Raw genomic sequence first — 21,854 nt, 5'->3', positions numbered from 1 at the left:
TCTCGTGGATGCCAATCAAGTTCAGATGGAAGATCGGCTCAGGGTGAGCGATCCGGTTTCGAAGCTACCGCCGCTTCCCGAGCTGCTGGTTGAAGGTCGCCCGCTTCGGTGACTTGCGAGGACGGAAGGCTTTGTGCAGGTAAGGCACCCAAAGAGGGTGCTCCAACCTGAATCCGTCAGGTTGTGCCAAAACCCGAAGGACAGTTCGGCAATCACGTTCGCTGGCGGAACAGGACCCTCCCTCGGCCAATGTTTCGCGGCGTCGCTCTGGGCCTTCCGCAAGATCCCCTGGCTGCGCCCATCGACGAGAGCAAGGAAGGTCTGATCCTTGAACCACTCCGCTCCAAACCACCGAATCTTTCGACGCCTGGTTTGCCGATCTCCGAGACCCGCAGGCGGCAGCGCGCATTAAGTTGCGAATCCGCCGGGCAGAGTTGGGCAACTTTGGTGACTGCGAATCGGTGGGAGAGGGGGTCTCGGAGATGTGAATCCATTATGGGCCAGGCTAACCCGTGTATTTCACGCAGCGCGGCCTGGAAGTGGTGATCCTGCTGGCGGGCGGCGACAAGTTCACCCCGGCATGGGGGGCGCGGCACCGAAGCGGGAAGCCGGGTTGACCGCTGCCGCGCCGCTCCTGCATCGCTGCCTGGCGACAGGCCTGAAACCCTGCGTGAGATTTGTGTGGCTTCACGAAGCGCCATGCTGCTCTAGCCACGCCGAAAATTCCAGCGGCCTCAACCCGAAGCGAATCGCGTTGCCGGGGTGAATCGTGTTGAACTCGGCCAACGTCAGGGCAACGAAACGCGGCCGGTCGTCTTTGCCCACCGTGGCCGGCATGACGGCGCGGATCGCCGCTTCGTCAGCGCGCTGCCCGCCGCGCACGATGGCGGCGACGGTTTCGGCAAGTTCGTTGCGGTAGCGCAGGCGGAAGGTGTCGGGCGGGACGAGCTGCTGCTGCACGGCGACGTATTGCTGGCAGGAGCGTTCGTAAGCCCAGACGAAGACGTCGCGCAGCAGGGCGACGTCGTTGAGTTCATACACGCCGAGCATCGCATCGACATAGGCCTGCTGCGGCACGTCGATGAAGGACAGCGGGCAGAGGTTGTGCCGGATCAGCGGGATGTTGGCGGCCAGCCGCGAGACGCGCTTGTTCACATCTTCGAAAGGTTGCAGGTAGGGCAGATGCACCATCAGGAAGAAGGCCTGCTCGAAGGGATCGTCGATCTCGGCGGCGATGCGCAGCACGATGCCGAACAACTCCTCCAGCCGCTGAGGCAGGGCGATCGGCAAATAGACGCTGCCGCCGATTTCGACCGAGCGCGCACGCAGGCGGCCACACGTGAGCGGATCGGGCATCAGACCGTCGGACAGGAAGGCGTGCAGGGCGATGACGGTTTCCGCTGACAGGCCGGCGCGTTCGACGTCGCGGATCAGGTATTCGATGGCCGCCTTGTGGTTCAGGATCATCTGGGTTTCCAGTGCATCCTTGCCTTCGGCGGCCTCGCCGAATTCGATCAGGCGCTCGGTATCGAGCCGGCTGTAGGTGTTGCCTTCGAGGCGCGAGGAAGCCCAGGAGAGGTCGATGAGCAGGCGGTTGAGAATGTCCCGCGCGAAGGTGCCCGCGGTCGCTTGCTCGGCGGGCGAGCGCCCCATGCTGTGCAGTTGGGCGCGTAAGTCGGCAGGCAGATAGGCTGTCCGGTTGGGGTGGTATTGCTCCAGAAAGCCAATCTGGTAGCCGACGGGTTTGCGTTGCTGGCGCGGCTGGCGAACGTAGGCCTTGATTGCTGTCCCCTCGGTGGACAGAGGTACGTACGTTTCACCTGTTCCGGAGGCCTGAAGGTTAGGCAATTCGACGTCCGATGAGCCGACGGTTTCCGGGAATCGATACTTGAGGGCGCGCCCCTCGCCTTCGGTTCGCACACGTTGTTGCGCAACCAGGCTGGCCAGACGGCGTTGCAGGGTGCGGCGCGGCAAGGCCGGGCCGATCTCCTTGAGCAGCCCGTCGATGCCGATTCCGCCCGGATGCCGGGCGATCAGCTCGAGGATGGGTTGGAGCTCCTCGTCGAGGATTTTTTTTGGCATGAAATCGCTTTTATGTGGCGCGATAGACAGTATCGCGCCATTTTATGTGGCGCGCAAATAAGCAGTCGTGCCACTTGATGGCCGCTTTCGCGCCAAGTAACGCTTCTGGCCCTTACGACTGCCAGATTGCCGGCCGCGGTCTGGCGCGTGGACTGGTAGTCGTCACGGCCAACGAAGCGGAGTTCTGCCGGGTCGGTGTGTTGTGTATCGAGAATTGGCGAGGATAAAGGGTGATCGCATCGCGGCGCAGCGCGAGCAGATCGCCGCGGCGCTGGCCGGTGAAGCGAGCCAGATCCATCAGCGCGGCCACGATCGGAGAGGCGATCCGCTTGACCGCTTCGAACTCGGCGTCGGTGACGTAGCGCGTGCGAGGGGTTTCCTTGAACGGCTTCACCTCGCGCACCGGGTTGTCCTTGCAGTGCCCCCACATGATCGCGTGGCGCATGATGTCCTGCAGCAGGGACCGTTCGCGGTTGGCGCGGACTTTCGACGTCTTCGCGCGCGTCTGCATGAAGTCCCACACGTCCGCTGGGGTGATCTCGGCCGGCTTCATGAGGCCGAACACCTTCGTCAGCGTCGCCGCTTCCAGCCTGTTGCCGGCCTGCGTGCTCGGGGCCTTCTCGGGGACCACTTCGCGCAGGTAGCGGCCGATGACGCTCGACATCATCTCGGCCGGGGCGTCGGTGTTCTCCAGTACGGCCCATTCCGTCCGGACGACGGGGAGGCTTCGCCCGAGGTTGATCCATCGGGCTTTTCCCGCGTACCAGTACGAGCGCCCCTTGAGGTACATGCGGGGCGGCAGGTGCAGGCCATGTTTTCGCTGACGTCCCATCATCGCAGGATAGCCTCGAGATTCGGGCCTTGCCTGCGCCGGACAGGTTCGGTCGAGCCGCCCATGCGCTTCTCGACAACCGAGCGCAGCACTTTCGGGTATCCCGCGGCGTTTTCCTCGTAGGGCCAGCCACGATCCGTGAGCCAGCGCTTTTGCGCCGAGGGCATCTGGTAGCCGGTGAGGTTGCGCAGTTCGTCTTTATTCAGGAACATTTCATGCCTCCTTCGGCGGCGGCAACAGCGCCACCGCGATCGCGTGTTCCGGCCGGGTCTTTTCGTTCGGCAGCAGGATCTGCGTAAGGCGCGCGCCTGCGAGCGAAAGCTCGCCGGTCTCGCTTCCCGGGAAACTCGCCGGCGCACACTGCGGCCATGGCGAAGTCATTGGCGCCTCGCATGGGGCCCTAGGCCGGGCATCGCGTGCGCGGCGTCCTAAAAGCCAGGGAACGCTTGCTGCGTCATGACGCGCCCTCGGGAACAGGGGACGCGCTCGGACTCCGCTGCGGCCGAAGCTCGTAATAGCGATCGAGGAAAAGGTGCTTCGCCACGAGCGGCGGCAGCGGCTGGATCTTCAGCGGCAGCGGCCGGACCCCCTCGAGAGGCGCCACCGCGGCGTCGTGCGCTCGGCCGAGATCGTGGCGTTCGGTCGCGCGCAGCACGAGATCGGCCTGCTCGACCGCCGAGGGCAGGCCGCTCGGTAGGCCGAGCCGCGCGAGGATGTAGGTGGCCGCATCACCGTCGGTCTCGAAGCATTGCGGCAGCAGCTGCTCGAGTGCCGTCCGCGCGTCCGCGAGCAGCGCGGCGAGCGCATCGTCGGGCGGCACGATCATGCTCACGAGATAGTCGTGCTGCGCGATCGAATAGAAGAACGTCGTCTGCTTGGCGAAGCAGCAGGTGCTGGCCAGCATGTGCGCGATATCCTCGATTCGCACGATCGGGTCGCTCGATCCGAGGCACTCGGAGTACGGGCCGCAGCGGGGCGAGTGCTCGAAGCGGGCAGCCGCCCGGCGCCTTTCCGCTAATGCGGCGAAATCCTGTTTCATATCCTGCCCGGGTTGCCTTTTTCGACACTTCGGGAGCCCTTCGACGAAGGGCGCTTTCTGCAGCGGAGGCTAGAGAAATCGTCTTTGCGGTTTTCCGCCGTTTTGCACGTTTCGGCAAAAACGTGCGTCATGCGACCTGTCAGCCCCTGAAACAGGGACGGCCTTCGGCCCGGGGTTTCGTCATAGGGGTTTGCCTGTCAGCGCCTTCGCACCGGTCCGGAAAACCGGTGCTTCGTCGAAACCGGAGCCGCCGACGAAAGTCGGCGGTCTTCTTCAGGGAGGCTGCGAGGCGCCAGCGTGCAACTGACAGCCCGGCTCATCGCTCGCGACACGGTTTCGTCACGCGGTTCGCGGCGCGCCACGGGTCCGGAGCGACTCGCGGCGGTTCGACCGATCCTTCCTCATCGGGCCCAATCAGGAAGTGCATGAAGACGGAAGTCCGCGGCTGGCGGGGGCTGCACGGCTCGACGCCTGACTCGCGCCGCTGTCGGGAAGGCCGATATTTCGGCGGGGTGCGACTTCGCTCGTGCAGCTCGCGAGGGCGGGGGCGATAATGGAAAATACTGCGATCGCCACCCATGAGCCGGTGCCATGACCGTTCGTGCCTATCATGAAAATAGCAAGCATCGACCCGAGCGCTATGCGCTGGGACCGGGCCGGCTCGACTGGGCGAATCAGCCCGATCCGTGGCGCAGTTATGCCGGCGCGCCGCGTGTTGTGCTGCCGCTGGCGGCCGATGCTTGCGAGACGCGCTACAACGACTTGCGCCGTGGCCGTCTGCCGGTGGCGGCGCCGCTCGATCGCGCGCACATCGGTTTGCTGTTCGAGTTGTCGCTGGCGCTGTCCGCGTGGAAGGAATTCGGCGGCACGCGCTGGGCGCTACGCTGCAATCCTTCGAGTGGCAATCTGCATCCGACTGAGGCCTATTTGATTGTGCCGGCGCTGCCTGACGTCGCGGCAGGGGTGTATCACTATTCGAGTCGTGAGCATGTGCTGGAACAGCGCGCGGGCGCAACGAACGAATGGGATGCGGCGTTCCGCGGCCGGGCGCTGCTCGTCGCGCTCAGCTCGATCCACTGGCGCGAGGCATGGAAGTACGGCATGCGCGCGTATCGCTACTGTCAGCACGACTGCGGACACGCAATCGCAGCCGTTTCGCTCGCTGCGGCGGCGCTCGGATGGCGGGCGAGGGTGCTCGATGAGGTCGGCGACGACGACGTCGCGCGCCTCGCCGGACTGGATCGCGAAGCCGACTTCGGCACCGCCGAGCGCGAAGTGCCGGACGTGCTGATGCTGATCGGCGACGCGCAGGCAGTGGTCGATGTCGACTTGCTCGGCGTCCTCAGCGCGCGCTGCGCGTGGCAGGGCCAGGCCAGCAGGCTCAGCACGGGTCATGTGCACTGGCACGAGATCGACGACGTTCAGGCCGCCGTGCACAAGCCGCGAACCGCACCGGAGGCGGTGGCGGATCTGCCGACGTTTCCGGCGCCGTCCGAGCCGACCCTCGACTTGTGCGTCGCAGCCCTGGTCCGGCAGCGCCGCAGCGCGCTCGCGTTCGACGGTGTCTCCGGCATGACTGCCGAAGCTTTCTTCGCGCTGCTCGATGCGGTATTGCCGCGACAGGGCGTGCCGCCGTGGAGCGCGTGCGCGTCGCGCCCGCAGGTCCACCTGGCGCTGCTCGTACATCGGGTCACCGGACTCGACCCGGGGCTTTACATCTTGCTGCGCGACGCGGCGGTGCTCGACGAACTGCGGGCAGCGCTCCGCGCTGACTGGTTGTGGCACAAGGTCGGGCCGACGCATCTGCCGCTATACCTGCTGATCCCTTACGACCTTCGCGCTTCGGCGCAGCTCGTCTGCTGCCATCAGGAAATTGCTGCCGATTCGTGCTTCGCGCTCGGCATGCTGGGGCGCTTCGGTCTCGCCCAGCGCGAGCCCTGGCGCTACCCGGCGCTGTTTCGCGAGTGCGGCATGATCGGCCAGGCGTTGTACCTCGAAGCGGAAGCGGCTGCGCTGCGCGGCACCGGCATCGGCTGCTATTTCGACGATTCGATGCACGAATTGCTCGGTCTAGCGGGGAGCGAATGGCAGAGCCTGTATCACTTCACCGTCGGCGTCCCAACCGAGGATGCGCGGCTGAGCTCGCTGCCGCCATACTCCGGGCGCCAGTTGTAGTGAATCCATGATGTGACGCGTTCCTCGCGCATTGCCGAGTATTGGGCGCTCGCCTGGGTCTGCCTCCTGTTTGCAGGACTCGCGTTCGTCGCGCCGATTGCGCAGCCGCAGGACTACCACCGGTTCGCGGATTCGCGGGCGCTGTCGCTGGGACCGATCGCGCTGCCGCATGCGGCCGACGTGTTGACGAGCCTCGCATTCGTCGCGGCCGGGCTGGCGGGGCTCCCGCGTTGCTCCCGCTCGATGCCCGCGCAATATTTGCCGCTGACGGTTTTCTTCACGGGGCTCGTGCTCACCGGGATCGGGAGCGTCTGGTACCACCTTTCTCCAACCGACGTGTCTCTCGTCTGGGATCGGCTCGCAATGACGATCGCGTTTGCCGGGGCTGTAGGTTCCCTTGGTGCGGAAAGGCTGGGACCCGCGGCCGGCAGGCGCTGGTTCCTCGGGTGGCAGATGACAGGATTGGTCGCCGTTGTTCTGTGGAGGCTCTCTGGCGACTTGAGGCTCTACCTCGTTACCCAGTTCGGCGGCCTTGGCGTACTGCTGCTGTGGTTCCGCCTTCCCGTCGCCGCGGGAATGGTTCGGCTGCCGTGGGGTTGGCTATTGTTCGCGTACGGGGTCGCGAAAGCCTTCGAGCTCCTTGACCGCTTGATCTGGACGCTGACAGACGGCTTGTTTTCGGGGCATCCGGTCAAGCATTTGATCGCCGCGCTCGGTGTTCTGCCGATGCTCCGTGTCCTATCGGAACGACGAGCGGGAGCGCGTGAACGGCGCAGCTAGCGGCTCCCGGCGACCTTCACGAAGGCGACCGACGCCTCGAAGAGCTCCAAGTCCTTCTCGTAATCGGCTGCGTCTTCGCGGTTGATCTGGATCCATTCCCGCGTGCTGGCCAGGCCGCCGGGCTGGAACGCGGAGACGTTCGCCCGGGAAAACTGCGCCTCGGTCGCGACGGCGACGGGAAGGCGTAGGCCAACGCCGTTGGCGCTGACGCAGGCAAACATCTTGTCGCTGACGAAATAGGCGTCCAGGCCGCTGATTTTCCGGGCGCTGACGCCCGGGAGTTTGAGCAGCAGCGCGTCGAGCTGGGCCTTACGGCCGGGTTGAGAGGTTTCGGTCTTCACTGGGTCGCTTCGGTTGTGCGGTACAGTGCGATTGAATCACAAACGCCACGGTCGGTGCGCCTGACCCCGACGTGAAATGACCGCGGCCGCCTGGACGCAAGGCGGCATCAAGTTCTTAGATGAGGCCCAACTCCAAGGCCCGCGCTACGGCCTGCGTACGACTGCGGATCCCGAGCTTTCCGTAGATTCGGCGCAAATGGGTTTCGACGGTGTTTTCGGTCACGAACAGCTTGCGCGCGAGTTCCTTGTTGGAGTGCCCTTCGGCGAGGCGGCGGAGGATCTGACCTTCCTTGGGGCTCAGGCGCATGGCCTCGTCCTGCAGCGGCCCCTTGGGGGCGACCGGTTCGGTCCTGGTCGCTGCGGCGCGCAGATTTTGAAGATAGCCGGGCGAGACAGCGCATTTCCGGTCGGCGAGCGCTTGCAGCAAGTCGTGGAGATGCCAGGGTTCGTCCGCAAAGACCCGCAACATTCCGCCGGGCTCGGCCTGTAACAGGGCCCGCTCCAGCGTTTCAAGGGCCTGAGGCCGGCGGCGGGCGACGTCGAAAGCTTGGGCGAGAAGACACTGCATCCTTGCGACGCGTCGGCGCCGGTTCAGGGCGTTGGCTTCGCAGATCGCGTCCTGCAAGCGGGGAATGACGGCACGCACCGACCCTTCAACCAAGGCCAGGCGAGCGTCCGCGACCAGTGGATCGTCGAGATTTTCAGCGTAGAGCAAGAATCCCGACGACGACTGCCACACGGATGCGTCGGCGAGCAGCGGAGCCATTCGCCGGGCGGCCGCGAGGTCGCCGGCGAGCAGTGCAAGCAGTGCGAGCCGATGCTTGTCGATGCGGGAGGCTGCCGAAATGCGCGGGATCGATCGTACGTCGCCAAGGTCCTGCAGCGTGTCGAGGGTCACCAGGGCTTTCGCATATTGTCCACGCTGAGCCTGGATGCGCGCCAGCACTTGATACGCGACGATGATGTGGTCGGGCAGGCAGCCGTCGTGTATGACTGGCAAATAATCGATGAGCAGCGTTTCGGCGGCGTCGAGGTCGTTGAGTTCGTAGAGTGCCTCGGCGAGGTGGGCGGCGACGATCGCGCTTGACGTGGTGTAGCGGTGGCCCCCGGCAATGACCGCCTCGAGCGTGCCTTCGAAGCGCGCCCGTGCGGCTTTCGCCTCGCCCTGCAGCAGGGCGATGGCGCCTTCGAAGGTGACGCTGTAGTTGAGGGCATGGACGGTGCCGATGGGTTCGAGCAGGCGCTTCGCCGCGCGATCTCCTGCATGGCCGCGACGTCGCGGCCCAGCGTGATCGCTTCGTAGGCGAGGGTATTGTGGATCAGGCCGGCGACGTAGGGGGGCATCACGGCGAGGTCGGCGCGCGCGGATTCGCCGATGCGGAAGGCTTCCACGAGCCGGTCCGACCAGGCACACAGCATGATCCTGGCCGAGCGCGCGCGCTGGGTCGCGGCCGAGCGCTGGCACCCGAGCCAGCAGGGGCGCCTGCTCGAGGATGGACGCTACGAGCTGAAGGTGCCCTACGCGGACGACCGTGAACTGGTGATGGACATCCTCAAGTACGGGGCCGATTGCGCGGTGGTGGAGCCGGCCACGCTGATGCCGAGGAAACCCTTGCCCACCACCTGCAGCGAGAAGGATGACGCCACGAGCACCACCACGCCCATCGACCAGATCTTCGACAGCATGATCTCGAGCGGCGTGACCGGCATCACCAGCAGGTGTTCGATCGTGCCGTGCTCACGTTCGCGGATCAGCGCGGCGCCGGTCTGCGCCTGGCTCTGGCGGGTGGCGTCGACATTGAGCTGCGCTGCCGGGCTGCGGCCGGCGAGCACGTCGCGCTCGAAGCCGGGCGGGATGTCGAGCACGAAGGTATGGCGGCCAGCGTCCATGCCACGGTCCATATCGGCCAGTGCGCGCGATTCACCTGTTCGTGGATGTGCTCGACGATCGCGAGGATCGTGCCGGTTTTGTAGGCGCGGTATTCGGGGATGGAAAGTTACCCCCATTTTTTGTGGATAAGTGCTGGGGTTCCTGTGGATTATTGCTCCCGCCAGCCGGTTTGGTCTGCCGCGTTCTTTCCGCCAAGGCGGTCTGCGCAAAGAACGTGAGGACCTTGCTGCGCTATTTCGTCACCGCGATCGCCGGAATCGTCCGCTGCTACCTGCCCTGGCTGTGGTTCAAGAAGGGCGGATCCGTCTGGCTGTTGTCGGCGCTGGCGAGCCTGGTGCCGCCTAGTTGCTCCCGCTGACGAGGCCGCCTCTGGTCACTTGTATGCCCGCAAAATGCTTAGAGAGCGGACCGAGCACCGCCCGCAGTTCCGCATTACTTCGCTGGATTTGCTGAAAACTTCGGGCTATTCGATGTGCCATGTAGTGCTTTAGCATGTAAATAATTATGGCATAGGAGTTGCGCCGCGAAGATTTAGACCACGATTCGCTCGACCTCATCAAGGGTGAGCTGGTCATTGCGGCGGTCGTAAAGGCCGGTAGTGCGGGCGCTCTCGTGGTTGGCCATCTGTTGCGCGATCTCGAGCTTGCCGCCGTTGCGTAGGTATTCAGTGATGCCCGTGGCGCGGAAGGAGTGATTGCCGATGCGGGTGAGGATGCCGGCGTCCGCCGCGCGGCGGCCGATCATCCGGTAGGCGTCGGCCTGGGACATCGGGCGCTCGGAGAGTCTGCCGGTGTGGCCGATGGCGGTGCGGAAGAGGAAGGCCTTGCCCGCACCGGCGAGTTGCGCGCCCTCAATATAGGCGTGCAGATACTCCTCGAGATTGTGATGACAGGGCATCTCGTGCCGCTTGCCGCCTTTCTCGTGCAGCCGCACCCAGCTGCGCCGGCCCTGCACATAGACATCCTCGATCCGCATCTTTAGCGCCGCGCCGATTCGGGCGAAGGTGTAGACCATCAGGCCGATGAGGGCGCGATCGCGCAGGCCTACGGCGGTGCTGACATCGATCGCGTCGAGCAGAGCGCGGGCCTCGTCGGCGGCGAGCACCGGCGTCTTGCCTTTCTTGACCGAGTGCTTCGGGCCGCGCACAGCGCTCGCCGGATTGGTCGCGACGACCTGGCCGACCACCAGCCAGTCGAACAACATGCGGATGGCGGCCAGGTGCTGCTTGACCGAGGGGGCCGACAGGCGCGTCTGCAGCGTCTCGACATAGGCGGCGACATGCACCGGCTCAATGTCGCGCAGCGCGGTGATCCGGGCTTCCTGCTCGCACCAGGCGGCGAAGCCGGCCACCGCCCGTCCATAGGCCCGCCGCGTGTTGGGGTTGCGGATGTTGGCGGTGAAGAATTCGACGAACCGGCGCGCGGCGGCCTCGTCCGAGCAGAACAGGGCCGGGAGGGGGGACTGCGGGACGATAGTCACCCTTCCGACAACGGAAGCTGGAGGAAGCGGGCGGCTCATGGTGCCGTCCCTCTCTGGGGCAGTGCCGTGATCAGATCGAAGCCCACGGACTCCGCGTCGATGGCAAAGAGATTCTCCGGATCGGCCATCCCGGGATTTTTGGAAAAGACGTAGTCGCAGCTCACCCCCAGCATCCGTTCGCCCGGTTGCAGGCGCGCCACCTGCAGCGGCGTCACGCTCTGTACGCCGTCCTCCCGGTCCGCGGAGCCGGACAGAAAATCCTCGAAGCGCAGGGGGAGGTCATAGTTGTCGAGGAGCACGTCGCGAAGGGCATCGTGCCCCCGCCTTTGCCGTTCCCGATTGGGCGCGAGCAGGTCGTCGCTGCTGACGCAGCGCAACGTTCCGGCGCTGCGGGCCGCATCGATCAGGGAGCGGGCTTCGTCCGCGGCAATGGTGCGGCGTTCAAAGGGTCCCTGCGGCAGATTGTTGAAACACAGATCCCAGAACGAGAGAACGGGTCCAGAAGTCATCGCCGCTCCTTTCCGCGCCGCAGGATGCTCTGGAAGGCCATGGTTAGCTCTCCCGCAGCGAAATGAATGTCCGCACCGTGACAATCCGGGTATGGTCGTGGCGCTCGAGGGCCAGCAGATCGCGCTTGTCGCCGGTGACCAGATAATCCGCGTCACCGGCTACGGCCATAGCCAGCAGGTAGTTGTCGTAGGGATCGGGCGAAACCTCCACGACGGGCAGCTTTTCGAGCATCGCCGCCAGCTTGCGCAGATCGTTCACCATCCGCCCTGCCTCCATCGGCCGGATACGGAACCGGACCCCCTCGCGTCGAGTGACGCGGCGGATTTCCTCGAGCTGCTGGTCGCAGGAGAGCAGCGTGAATTCGCCCGCGCGCCACGACTGATAGGCGCGGTCGGGCGGCGTGTCCTTCGTGATCAGTGCGGCAATCAGAATATTGGTGTCGAGCACAACCCGCATGGCCGGTTACACCGGCCCGCGGGTCGTCGGCCACATTTCCGCCCGCACAGCGGCGCAGGCTTCGTCAATCGCCCCCTGCAGCTCATCGGCGGGGATGTCGGCGTTGCGCGCCTTGATGGCCTGCACGTTCTGGTCAAACATCCGCCAACGCACGGCGTCCTCGATGAAGCGGGAGATGTCGCCCTTGCGCATCCCCTGCGCTCCCAGAAAGGCACGCAGCGCCAGATCGGTTTCCCGGGAAACCGTCACCGTCCACCTTGTCGTCGAATCCTCAGCCATGATCGCACCTACGCATATAAACATCTAAGCATCTACCAACATAGCACCTTTTATGCCCGTACACCAGTCCAGAATCGTCGCCGCCCTTCCCGGCCCCTTTATCCCCAGTTTCATGAATGATAACGTCCTTTATCAAACATAAACAAGCTAGAAAAAAGCCGGTCGCAAGACCGGCTTCGCTCCCTAGTCGTATGCTGACTTCGCCCGGCGCAGGCGTCGCCTGTCCGACCCAGGGCGAGGCTCAGACATGGCGAGGCCAGATTTTGAGTGCCCGAGCGAGCAGGTCATCGGAACGCTTAGCAATCGCGGCTTCATCCCACTGCGTTACGTCGTGCAGCATTTGGTTGATTGGCAGCAGAGAATATTTCAGTAGTTCAGGCCGCTTAACGTCCCATTCGCTATTCGACACGGACGAATTCAACGTCTGCGTCAAGATGGTGAGATTGCCGAATGTCTGCAGCAGCTTGTTCCGACTCCGCGATGCTTCGGCGCGCGGATCGTCCTTTGCAGCCGTCCACAGCTCTGCGGTCGTCATGCCTTTTGAGCCGTCAGGCAAGGGCCACTTGTCGGCCCACTGCTGCGGCAAAATATGTTCGACCGTCAGCGGGTGGTCGAAGGAAACGCCCTCGTTCTTGCTGGTAAAGTAGGTATCGCTTAACCGCTTCAGGATATGAACGATTTTTGGGTTGTTTAACAAATGATAGGCATGTTGCGTCCGCCACGCTTCGGCAAACCTATCGTCGGCAGGCCATTCGGTTGAGTCACCCGTCTGCGCAGCAAGGAGCCCGGCTAGGTTTTCCGGGGTTACGCCATCGCGCCGCAGGCTTCTGGTCAGACCGAGGAAAACGCGGTTGTAGTTCTTTGTCGTCAACCCGCAGACGGCTCGGCGCAGCAGGTAGGATTCGAGGACGGTAGATACTACCGCCCACTGCGTGTCGTCTAATCCGGCGTCGAGCATCGTGAGCAGCAGCGGATAGCTGGTGCGCACGTCGTAGGCGTCGAGAAAAGTGACCAAGCCATAGATCGGATCGTCTTTGGCGGGGGCGATGATTCGCCGGAAATCATCGCCTTGTCGCGCCAGGCAGGCCAGCTCTTCCTTGACCGATGGGAATGGTTCGGTGCGATCAATCCAGAACTTGTATTCGACAAAGAGGTGCTTGATTGGGATGTCGGTGGTCAAACGGCTGGCAAGAAAATGCTGCAAAAACAAGTCGCTGCGGGGTCGTAAGAGCCTACCTTGCTTGACTTCAACGCGCCAGAACGGGTCATCGAAGCGCGCCCAATACTGCTTGTAGAGTGCTTCCTGCGGTTCTCCCCGTCGTGCCGCGCGCAAAAAGATGAAGTTGCGCAGCAAGTCGGCAGGTAACAAGGGCTCGCCGCGCGCATTCAGGGTCTCAAAGATGACTTGCGCATCGTCGCCTTGTTCCAGATCTATCTCGACGACCTGCAGCGCACCTTTCAAAGCCTGGAAGCACTCATCGACGCGCGCTGAAAGCGGCGCGTCGGCAGCGAGCGGCGGCTCTGCCTTGGTGCCGATGAAGAACGCTTCAAGCTGTTCATAGAAATAAAAATAGGCTTCGACCATGCGCGGTCTAGGGTCGAAGCCACGGGCGTAGGGCCGCTTGCGTAGCGGATGGCGCTTCAAGACTTCGACTCGTGAACCGGATCCGACGACATCGACGAACTGCGCTCTGTCGAGCTGGGTCGGCCAGACTTTAAACTTGTCTACTTCGGGATCGGCCATCATCCCCTTGTTCAGGGTGAAGTTGGCGCACTCCTTCGCCATGTCCTCACAGCTATGTTCGCTACAGAAATCTCGGAATGCCGATAGAAAAATCTGGAGTGTAGTGAGCCGCTGCTGCCCGTCAATGACCTGGCGCTTGCCGACATGGGTGGCCGGAGTCTGCTTCAGGTCAAGTACCATCGCACCCAGAAAATGCACAGGTGCGTCCTTGCGACCGTCAAGATAGTCGGTGAACTTTCGGGCGATGTCCTCCCACAGCGGCTCCCAATGCTTTTCGCGCTGCCAAATGTATTGCCGCTGAAAAAGCGGCACTTCGAGCTGCATCTTGGTCTCGAATAGAGCCAACAGCGAAACGGCGGTAGCTTTCATGAACGTTGACCTTTTTTGTTGTTACCCACATTTACTAACCAACCTTCCCGTTCCGGAGAATCCCTGAAAGATCAGACTGAAATCGGCCTCGCTCATGCCACGGCTGCCTCTTCCAGTCGCGTGGCCGCCCGTTGGTCGTCTCTGGAAAACACCTGCGCCAGCAGCGAATTAAAGATTGCCTCAGCCTTCGCCATTGCCGATTCCTGCAATCCCTGTGCAGCTCGTAATTGATCGACACTTGCAGCAAAGCGCGCCTGTATTTCAAGAGGTGGCAACGGAATTGGTATGGCGCAGATCGTTGGAGCGTTGATATTTGGTTGTGCTACTGCACGACTCCCTCGGACCAGCTGAGACTGGCCGAAGGCGCTAAGCAAGAAGTGCAGGATATATTCGGGGATCACCTGAGCCTGGAAGCCGATCTCTATTAGGTAGGCACCCGCAATGCACGGTTCTTCAGCGCCGCGAAAGATGGCAATCTTACCAATCGTGGCCCCGGTTCGGGTTACCAAGAGCGTTCCAGGTCTTAGGTGATACTTTTCCAGTTCGTCGACGGTGACTGGCAGGACGGGCGCGTCCGACCAATGGATATCCCCGCTATAGCCCATGTCTGTCGTTCTGAGAATGTGGGCACCCTCAGCCGCATACGGACGGTCCGGGAAACGGGGACCGTAGCGAGTGTAGGAGCTCAAGCTCCCAATTGTCGTAACAGGCCACCCCTTCGGATTCGTCGCCGGGTCGCCGAACATGTCGACGAACAGTGCGGGGATGATCTCGGCGGCCTTCCTCTGCGCCTCGCGCCGCAACCGGACAATTCCCTCTGCACGAGAGAGGAGGTCGACGATTCGCCGCTGCTCGTCGAGCGAGGGGACAGGAATCTCTGCGCCAGAGAGGAAAGTGGTTGGCACGCGCTGCTGTCCAGCCGTGCCGGTGAAGTTGCGTTTGGCTTCGCGGCGGAACTCTTCGCGTCTGACAAAGTAGCGCAGCCACTCGGGCAGCACTTGCGGACCAGCGCGCAGGACGTGGAACTCAGTCGAACCGAAGCCGACGCCGCCGACAAGACTCTGTGCGAGCGCGGCCTTGCCGTTCTCCATGCAAGGCGTGATCTTGGCAAACAGTACATCGTTCTCACGGAACGACGTGTAGCCCTTCTTCACCTCGGCGAATGAGCGGCTCTGTGATGTGGCGATAGTGCCGGTCAATTCGTCAACGGCGGCCATCGGCACGAAGGACACGAGCGTGTCGTCCGTGATGCCATGAGTACGCGGCAGCCGTGGGTTGATGTCACAAACGTCTGCGAGCCGAAAGCGGGGAAAGGTCATGCCGCCTCACCCAACGCTGCGCGCAGCGCTTCCACTTCTTCGGCGATCTCGACCTCGATCGCGGCCAGCTCATCGAGCAGTTTGCGCGGGTCGCGGTGTTCGACCTGGGACTGGCTCATCGGCCGGTAGCGCCCGGCCGAGAGATTGAAGTCGTTGGCGCGGAGCGCGGCGGCATCCGCGAACCACCAGGGGGCGCTCCATTCCGCCTGCGGTTCCCGGCTCGCCCACGCCTCGCGGTTCGCTTCACGATCCCGGTAAGCGGCCACCAGGCCCGGAAGATCGTCGGCCTCGATGGGCGTGTCGTGATTGGCATCCAGCTTGTAGCCGTCGTTATCGACATGCAGGAAGAGCACGTTCTCGGTTCTGCCGCCCTTCCGGAAGAACAGCACCGAGGTTTTCACGCCGGAATACGGCTGGAAGACCCCGCCCGGCAGGCTCATCACCGCCTCGACCCGGTTGTTCTCGATCAGTTGCCGGCGCAGCTCCTTGTGTGCGCCGGTCGAGCCGAAGAGCACGCCCTCGGGCACGATCACGCCGCAGCGCCCGCCTGGCCGCAGGGAATCCATCATGTATTTGAGGAAGAGCAGCTCGGTCGCCGTGGTGGTGCCGATTTTCACGTCATCGACGATGCGGTCCTTGTCCACCCGCCCCGAAAACGGCGGATTGGCGAGGACGACGTGATAGCCCTCCTGCGGCAGGCACAGATCCGCCTTGCGCTCGTTATCGAGCGTGGTCGTCAGGACGTTGCGCAGCAGGATGTGGACGTTGGGAAGGCCGCGCAGCGTCAGATTCATGGTGGCCAGGCGCACCATCTTCGGGTCCACGTCGTTGCCGAAGAAGGTCTTGCTCTGCAGGGCGGAGAGCTGCGCGGTGGAGAGCTTGTCGCCGAGACCGCGCGTCTGCATCTTGCCGTCAAGCTCGACGCTTTGGATTCCCGCCGGCGAGGAGTTGGCCAGGCGGATGTGGTTGTAGGCCGCCACCAGGAACCCGGCCGTGCCGGCAGCCGGGTCGTAGATGGTCTCGCCGATCTTCGGATCGATGATCTCGACGATCGCGCGGATGATGTGCCGCGGGGTGCGGAACTGCCCGAGCTCGCCCGCCTGCTTGATTTGGCGCAGGACGTGCTCGAAGAGATCGCCCTTGGTATCGGCATCGGCCCGGTCGAGGTGCAGCCCGTCGACGAGCGTTACCACCTGGTTGAGCACGGTCGGCTCGTCGATCACCAGTCGCGCGCCATGCATGAAATTGACCGCGCCATTGCCCGCCATCTCGGTGAAAAACGCGAACACCTCGTCCCGGAGGAACCGAACCAGCGGTTCACCGGACAGGGCGGTGGCCCAGACCGACCAGCGGAAACGATCGCGCGGGATCGTGGTTTCACCTTTGGCGAGGGCGTTGAGGGGGTTCCTGAGCGTCCATGAGCTCTTGAACAGGCTTTCATAGGGGGTTTTAAGGACCTTGGCGCGGGCCTCGTTCTCGGCGTCGATGCCTTCGACCAGGTAGAAGAAGAACAGAAAAGAGAGCTGCTCGGCGTTGCTCACCGGGTCCGGGTAGCCGCCGCCGAACAGATAGTCCCGTATCTGCTCGATCGAGCGGCGCATGGCTGGGGTCAGGGGCATTTCTTGGAGTCCTTTTCGGGTTATGAGGCGGTTGCTGCTTGGCGCAGAGGCGTGGGGGGGCCGTTGTCCTGCGCATCCGTCTGAAACACAGCGTCGTTTAACGATTCAAGGAGGGTGTCGAGGCGCTTCCCGCTGCTGAACACGCGCAGAGCTTCAGGAAGACCGCCCATCAGGGTGAAAGGCGGAAAGGCGAAGTGCCCGGCGGTAAATTCATCCCAGGCATCGACGTTCGCGTAGAGCTGACTGCCCACGGTCCGCAGCCAGCGCGCTTCGTCCGGCGAAAGCGTTTCTTCCTGCGCCAGCAGCCAGGCTTCGAAGCGCGCCCCAATCTCGGCCTGCTTCTGCTCCGAAGCTTCGGGGAACACCATGTTCCCGTCTTCATCGACCGTGACCCACTCGCGCGTGGTCGGGTCGATGTGGTCGTCAATATCGAGGGAGAGCAGCTTGCGGGGCTCCGTGGGCCTCTTGGGGGCGGCTTTCTGGATGACGATCCCGCCCTCCCCTTCCGCGTCGTTGTCGCCGTGATAGTCCGTGACGCCGACGAAATCGAACATCGTGAAGACGGGCTTGCCCTTGGCTTTGCGGGTGCCGCGGCCGCGCATCTGCTGATAGAGGATGGCTGACCGGGTGAACCGCGCGAACACCAGATTCGCCACCTCGGGGCAGTCGAAACCGGTATCGAGCATGTTGACCGAAACCAGCACCTTCGGGAACGGCTCCTTCTTGAAGCGCTTGATCTTGGTCATCCCGTCGACGGTGTCGTCCTTGCCCATGCCGGAGACCACATAATCCGCGTAACGCACCTCAGGCGAGGGTTTCTGGTCGGCGAAGGCACTATCGAACAGCTGGGCGAGGGTCTCCGCGTGGCGCTTGGTCACCGCGAAGACGATGGTCTTGCCAAGGAGCGGTTTGCGCACCACACCCTTGGCGTCCGTGAAGCCTTTCTCGAGCACCTCGCGGAACTCGCGCACGATGGCGCGGTTCCGCTCCGGAATAGTGAATTTCCGCTCGAGCGCATTGGGATCGATCACGATCGCGTCGCTCCCCTCGAAGAGCTTCTCGAACTCTGCGCGGGTGGTTGTGTCCATCGCCGACCAGTCGAGCTCGCCGCGCTTGACCTCGAAACCCCCTTCCGCGGCGGTTTTCACCGTCTTGGCCTTGTAGATCTGGTAGGGCACCAGGTAGCCGTCGTGGATCGCATCCTTCATCTTGTAGCTGAAGGTCGGCTTGTCCACCTCGAAGAAGCGGAGCGTGTCGCGGACAAAGAGCTTGTCTTCCGCGTCGCCCAAATCCCCGAGGTTGGCAACGCAGGGCGTTGCGGTGAGACCGACCTGTATCCCGTCGAAGTGCTTCAGCACCCCGCTCCACTTGCCATAGATTGACCGGTGGCATTCGTCCGAAATCACGAGGTCGAAGTAGCCGGCGGAATACTCGTGATAGATGTTCACCATGCTTTGCAGCGTCGTGATGGTGATGCGTTTTTCGTCCTGGAAGCGTCGCCCGGTCCGCAGGACATAGGCGGGAAAGTCGGATAGATGCTCGGCGAAGGCGTCCTCGGTCTGTTTGGCAAGCGGGATGCGATCGACCAGAAACAGCACGCGCGTGACGGCGTTTGCCTCAAAAAGACGCTTGATGAAGGCCGCCGCGGTGCGGGTCTTGCCGGTGCCCGTCGCCATTTCGACGAGGAGCTTTCGCCTGCCGGCAGTAATCTCCTGGCAGAGCTTGTCAATGCAGGCGGTCTGGTAGTCGCGCTCGACGATGTGCTTGTCGATCTGGACGGTGAGCGGGTCGCGTTTGACTTGGCCGGTCGCAGCCCGCCGCTCCAGGTCGCTTTGCGCGAAGAACGTTTTCACGGTCCGCGGGAAAGCTTCACGTTCCCACTCCCAGAACCGGATCTCTTCGCCATTGGCAAGGAAGATGTAGGGCACCTGGAGCTGCACGGCGTAGGCCTTGGCCTGCGCTTCGGCTTCGGCCGGGTTGATGGCTGCCTTCTTGGCCTCAACGACGGCGAGCGCCCGGCCGTGGCGGTCACACAGCACGTAGTCCGCCTTGGTGCCGTCGGAAAGGACGTACTCGAAGCGCACAGCGTTCGGATTGAGGATTTCCCAGCCCTGGTCCTTGAGCTGAGCGTCGATTTTGACGCGCGAGAACGCCTCGTTGGTCATTGTTATTCTTCCCCTTATAAGCTGCGCCCGAGTTGATCACGTTTCTAGCTGTTCTTGTCCCGCTGGGCGAGTCCCTATGTGGAGCCAGCGTTGGCCAGGCCTGGCAGCGGCCAGAATCCCGCTGCGATCTGCTGCTGCTGCGCGCGCAAGTCCTCGATCTGCTGCTGCAGGGTCACCAGTTGCCCGAAAGCCTGCTCCGCCGCTGCCTGCTCTTGCGCTGTCGGTATTATGACAAGAAGCTTGCGCAGCTCGCGGAGCTGAATGAGCGGCACCGCGGTCCCCGACGCGATGCGCTCAAGGCTTGCCTTGCCGATGGCTGAACGTAGGTAAAGCAACAGGAAATGCGGCCTGTGAAGATGTGCGCCGTCGCGCCGGCGCAGGATCAAGCAGGATTGCCCAGCCACCCATGTTTCGTCGAGATCGGGCGGAACGATTCCAACCTTGCCGACGCTGCCCTTTACACTGATCAGGATGTCGAGGGGCCGCAACGCGTTCTTCAAAGCCTCTAGGCGGACGCGCTTCTGAGGATTGCGGATGTAACCGTATTCCGGCAGGTCAGGGACGCCTACCTCGAGCGCTTCAACCGGCAGCTCCTCCGCGCTGCCTGCAGCGCGGGCCGGCACTGGCCGGATGAACTCCACCAGTTCTTCAAGCGGCACCACCTCACTTCTGCGCAGTGCCTCGTCTACCGCATCAATCATTGGCGAACGCGCATAGCGCGACACCATGAGTTGGTAGTCGTTCTCCTCGATGACTTGCGATGGAACAGCCGTCACATGATCGCCGGTCCGGCGTTGATTGACCGCCTGCAACAGTTCGCGCCAGCCTGTCAGCGTTGTGCGCCCCTTGCCGTCCCGCTTGTGGAAGCGGTCGGCGCTGCCGTCGACGAACAGGACTTCCACGTGTGTTGCGGCCTGCTCGAGATTAATCACCATAACAGCCAGCGAAATAGCGGTCCCGAACAGCGTCGCGGGCGGCAGGCCGATAACGGCTTCGAGTCCGCCATGCACCAGGTCTTGGCGAAGTGATCGCTCCGCCCCCGCACCGAACAACAGACTGTTGGGCGCGAGGATGACCGCGCGGCGCTGGGTTTGTGCCAGGACGTGGCGAGCAGCGAGCACGCTGCTGGAGGTCGTGCGCTCGCGGAAGCGTCCATAAAGATCGCGGTCGCTCGTTTCAAGGGGGAGGCGCACGCCCATCGGCGGGAACGACACAGTCTTGGCGAAGCTTCGCAGCCGCGGGCCGTCAACGAAGCTGGGGTGCGTGATGGGGTCGCGCCCGGCATTCACATGAATCTGCTGCTTGGTCAGCAGATTGATCAGATACGGCAGGGGGGAGTAGCGCGGCATTTCCGTGAAGACGCTTGCGCCGGCCTGCGCTGCCGCAAGCGAGAGCTGCAGCGCATCGTCAAACGGCGTGTAGACCTCTTCGCCGGGGCGGATGTCTGCAAGCCCAATCAGCAACTGCACCAGCTCGTGCGGCATCGTGAACATGCCTATGCCACTGCGACCTGCGCCGGACCCCAAGGCTATCAGGACTTCGTCAACGAACTCGGCACCAATGAATCCGCCCTTAACCAGATGCCGGGCTTCATGCAGAAGATTCCCCAGCACCGCCTCGGAAACCGCGTGAATCAGGCTGTCGTCCGCGATAAAGGCATCGCCGTTGCCGCGCAGCGCCGGCAGACTGCGCAGCTGCCGGAAGATGCGGCCAACCTCATTAGGGGGCAGCGGCTGCCCGTGCGGTGCAAGCGCCTCCGGGATCTTGTCGCTCGCGGCGAGCCACACCCACGTCGCGAGCTGCGTGGCGAAAATGACCTGCTGCTCCACCTCGAGGGGCGTTGCCCTCAACGGCTGCAATAGGCGTCCCAAGCTGCGGCTGACTGAACCGTCAAGCATGTCAGGCGGCCAGGTTGTAGGTGGTGATCAGGGTAGCGTCCGCCGCCACAACAACGATCCCGCCCTTGTCGGCCAACTTCTTGAGGAGCTTCAGCTCGCGCTTCTCCTCACGCAGCGCCTGCTCCTTGGCCCGCACCTGGCGCTGCTTTTCTTCGATGAGCTGGGTGGCCCGGCGACGACCGAACACCAGGCGAGCGAGGTTCTCCGGGTCTTCCTCGCCGTACTCGAGGGCCAGATTCACCATGTCCCCCGTAATGCCACGCTGGGACATCCGCGTCTTGAAGTGATGAGTGCTGTGCATTGCGGGCTCCTTGTCGTTATGGCCTGCAATGTATCGGTACGCCGTACCTTAGTCAATAGGTACGGCGTACTTTTTTTAAGAATCCATTACCGTCCGCTCATTTCGGTGTCGATCGCCGGCCGCGTACCGCCGCTTCTCTCAAGGCCGGGCCAAGATACCGCCCTCACCTGAAGCCGGGATAGCGCCCGCGCCGCTTGCAGAAGGCCAGGAAGTGTCGCTCCGGGCTTCGCGGCGCGATCTGCTTCTTCGCCAGCCACTCCCGCCATTCGGCTTCCGTGGATGTCCGATCCTGGCGCGAGTGTGCGCCCTTGCTCATAGGCATGTGGCGACAGCTGAACAGAGGGGGTGTGCTGGAATAGCAGCGAGAGTTGCGGTGCGGCAGCGACCTTCGGTCGCATCTCGACCATGTCGCCGTCCAGCGTGAACGCATACCCGGACATGTGGTCGTAGTGCTCTTTCCGCGCATCATCGAAGCCAACGTTCCGGCCGATCTCGACATTCGCATGGATCAAGCCAGCAGACAAAATCCTTGCCAATGTCGAACGATTTTGTCTGCGAATTTCTATTTCAGCACA

20 protein-coding genes and 4 pseudogenes are annotated in these 21,854 nt (G+C 63.2%); 5 read left to right on the top strand and 19 right to left on the bottom strand.

The window, feature by feature from the left end:
- Positions 1 to 341: 341 nt before the first annotated feature.
- A pseudogene (locus tag EBN1_RS22060) lies at positions 342 to 617 on the top strand (type II toxin-antitoxin system RelE/ParE family toxin); the annotation flags it as partial.
- A 70-nt stretch (positions 618 to 687) separates the two neighbouring features.
- Here the strand turns inward: EBN1_RS22060 and EBN1_RS22055 are convergent.
- The 5 genes from EBN1_RS22055 to EBN1_RS22035 form a co-directional block, all read right to left on the bottom strand.
- Positions 688 to 2,082, bottom strand: coding sequence for a Fic family protein (locus tag EBN1_RS22055; protein ID WP_049780414.1), 1,395 nt, complete (start codon positions 2,080 to 2,082; stop codon positions 688 to 690).
- 112 nt (positions 2,083 to 2,194) lie between these two features.
- Positions 2,195 to 2,917, bottom strand: coding sequence for a phage integrase central domain-containing protein (locus tag EBN1_RS22050; RefSeq protein WP_011255055.1), 723 nt, complete (start codon positions 2,915 to 2,917; stop codon positions 2,195 to 2,197).
- Positions 2,914 to 3,126, bottom strand: coding sequence for a DUF4224 domain-containing protein (locus EBN1_RS22045; RefSeq protein WP_041647974.1), 213 nt, complete (start codon positions 3,124 to 3,126; stop codon positions 2,914 to 2,916). The genes EBN1_RS22050 and EBN1_RS22045 overlap by 4 nt, the downstream gene beginning before the upstream one ends.
- A 1-nt stretch (position 3,127) precedes the next feature.
- The gene (locus EBN1_RS22040) at positions 3,128 to 3,295 is read right to left on the bottom strand and encodes a hypothetical protein (RefSeq protein ID WP_157866792.1); all 168 of its coding nucleotides are present in this window, start codon (positions 3,293 to 3,295) and stop codon (positions 3,128 to 3,130) included.
- A 73-nt stretch (positions 3,296 to 3,368) separates the two neighbouring features.
- Positions 3,369 to 3,818, bottom strand: coding sequence for a metal-dependent phosphohydrolase (locus EBN1_RS22035; protein ID WP_157866791.1), 450 nt, complete (start codon positions 3,816 to 3,818; stop codon positions 3,369 to 3,371).
- A 726-nt stretch (positions 3,819 to 4,544) separates the two neighbouring features.
- Here EBN1_RS22035 and EBN1_RS22030 point away from each other — a divergent pair.
- Both EBN1_RS22030 and EBN1_RS22025 read left to right on the top strand, forming a co-directional pair.
- Complete coding sequence (locus EBN1_RS22030) at positions 4,545 to 6,128, top strand: nitroreductase family protein (RefSeq protein ID WP_011255057.1); 1,584 nt, start codon at positions 4,545 to 4,547, stop codon at positions 6,126 to 6,128.
- A 12-nt stretch (positions 6,129 to 6,140) separates the two neighbouring features.
- Complete coding sequence (locus EBN1_RS22025; protein WP_011255058.1) at positions 6,141 to 6,908, top strand: hypothetical protein; 768 nt, start codon at positions 6,141 to 6,143, stop codon at positions 6,906 to 6,908.
- Here the strand turns inward: EBN1_RS22025 and EBN1_RS22020 are convergent.
- Entirely contained in the window at positions 6,905 to 7,249 is a 345-nt protein-coding gene (locus tag EBN1_RS22020) for a hypothetical protein (RefSeq protein ID WP_041647973.1), read from the bottom strand. The genes EBN1_RS22025 and EBN1_RS22020 overlap by 4 nt on opposite strands.
- Before the next feature lie 115 nt (positions 7,250 to 7,364).
- Complete coding sequence (locus EBN1_RS22015) at positions 7,365 to 8,663, bottom strand: helix-turn-helix transcriptional regulator (protein ID WP_011255059.1); 1,299 nt, start codon at positions 8,661 to 8,663, stop codon at positions 7,365 to 7,367.
- A gap of 12 nt (positions 8,664 to 8,675) precedes the next feature.
- Here EBN1_RS22015 and EBN1_RS22010 point away from each other — a divergent pair.
- A pseudogene (locus EBN1_RS22010) lies at positions 8,676 to 8,846 on the top strand (WCX domain-containing protein); the annotation flags it as partial.
- On the opposite strand, the pseudogene EBN1_RS22005 reads toward EBN1_RS22010, so the two are convergent.
- Positions 8,831 to 9,172 (bottom strand): annotated as a pseudogene (locus EBN1_RS22005) (ABC transporter permease); the annotation flags it as partial. The pseudogenes EBN1_RS22010 and EBN1_RS22005 sit on opposite strands and share 16 nt — an antisense overlap.
- A gap of 182 nt (positions 9,173 to 9,354) precedes the next feature.
- Here EBN1_RS22005 and EBN1_RS22000 point away from each other — a divergent pair.
- Positions 9,355 to 9,474 (top strand): annotated as a pseudogene (locus EBN1_RS22000) (YnfA family protein); the annotation flags it as partial.
- A gap of 197 nt (positions 9,475 to 9,671) precedes the next feature.
- On the opposite strand, the gene EBN1_RS21995 reads toward EBN1_RS22000, so the two are convergent.
- From EBN1_RS21995 to EBN1_RS21945, 11 genes are all read right to left on the bottom strand, one after another.
- The gene (locus EBN1_RS21995) at positions 9,672 to 10,658 is read right to left on the bottom strand and encodes a tyrosine-type recombinase/integrase (RefSeq protein WP_011255061.1); all 987 of its coding nucleotides are present in this window, start codon (positions 10,656 to 10,658) and stop codon (positions 9,672 to 9,674) included.
- On the bottom strand, positions 10,655 to 11,128 hold the full coding sequence (locus EBN1_RS21990) for a hypothetical protein (RefSeq protein ID WP_011255062.1): 474 nt from the start codon (positions 11,126 to 11,128) through the stop codon (positions 10,655 to 10,657). The genes EBN1_RS21995 and EBN1_RS21990 overlap by 4 nt, the downstream gene beginning before the upstream one ends.
- A gap of 43 nt (positions 11,129 to 11,171) precedes the next feature.
- Positions 11,172 to 11,585 (bottom strand): putative toxin-antitoxin system toxin component, PIN family, encoded by a 414-nt coding sequence (locus EBN1_RS21985; RefSeq protein WP_041647966.1) that lies wholly within the window; start codon positions 11,583 to 11,585, stop codon positions 11,172 to 11,174.
- 6 nt (positions 11,586 to 11,591) lie between these two features.
- Positions 11,592 to 11,864, bottom strand: a complete 273-nt coding sequence (locus EBN1_RS21980) for a ribbon-helix-helix domain-containing protein (RefSeq protein ID WP_041648028.1) — start codon at positions 11,862 to 11,864, stop codon at positions 11,592 to 11,594.
- Positions 11,865 to 12,105: 241 nt separating this feature from the next.
- Complete coding sequence (locus EBN1_RS21975) at positions 12,106 to 13,977, bottom strand: DUF262 domain-containing protein (protein ID WP_011255064.1); 1,872 nt, start codon at positions 13,975 to 13,977, stop codon at positions 12,106 to 12,108.
- Positions 13,978 to 14,069: 92 nt separating this feature from the next.
- Positions 14,070 to 15,296, bottom strand: coding sequence for a restriction endonuclease subunit S (locus EBN1_RS21970; RefSeq protein ID WP_011255065.1), 1,227 nt, complete (start codon positions 15,294 to 15,296; stop codon positions 14,070 to 14,072).
- Positions 15,293 to 16,915, bottom strand: coding sequence for an HsdM family class I SAM-dependent methyltransferase (locus tag EBN1_RS21965; RefSeq protein WP_011255066.1), 1,623 nt, complete (start codon positions 16,913 to 16,915; stop codon positions 15,293 to 15,295). Before EBN1_RS21965 ends, EBN1_RS21970 begins: the two co-directional genes overlap by 4 nt.
- 20 nt (positions 16,916 to 16,935) lie before the next feature.
- Positions 16,936 to 19,080, bottom strand: coding sequence for a DEAD/DEAH box helicase family protein (locus EBN1_RS21960; protein ID WP_011255067.1), 2,145 nt, complete (start codon positions 19,078 to 19,080; stop codon positions 16,936 to 16,938).
- 74 nt (positions 19,081 to 19,154) lie between these two features.
- Positions 19,155 to 20,978, bottom strand: a complete 1,824-nt coding sequence (locus EBN1_RS21955; protein ID WP_157866790.1) for an N-6 DNA methylase — start codon at positions 20,976 to 20,978, stop codon at positions 19,155 to 19,157.
- Position 20,979: 1 nt separating this feature from the next.
- Complete coding sequence (locus tag EBN1_RS21950; RefSeq protein ID WP_041647960.1) at positions 20,980 to 21,279, bottom strand: DUF4258 domain-containing protein; 300 nt, start codon at positions 21,277 to 21,279, stop codon at positions 20,980 to 20,982.
- Between the two features lie 86 nt (positions 21,280 to 21,365).
- Positions 21,366 to 21,791, bottom strand: a complete 426-nt coding sequence (locus EBN1_RS21945; protein ID WP_041647959.1) for a hypothetical protein — start codon at positions 21,789 to 21,791, stop codon at positions 21,366 to 21,368.
- Between the last annotated feature and the right edge of the window lie 63 nt (positions 21,792 to 21,854).

This window comes from Aromatoleum aromaticum EbN1 (assembly GCF_000025965.1).
Lineage (GTDB): Bacteria > Pseudomonadota > Gammaproteobacteria > Burkholderiales > Rhodocyclaceae > Aromatoleum > Aromatoleum aromaticum.
The sequence above is the reverse complement of the archived record's forward strand: the minus strand, read 5'-3'. Positions and strand labels throughout refer to the sequence as shown.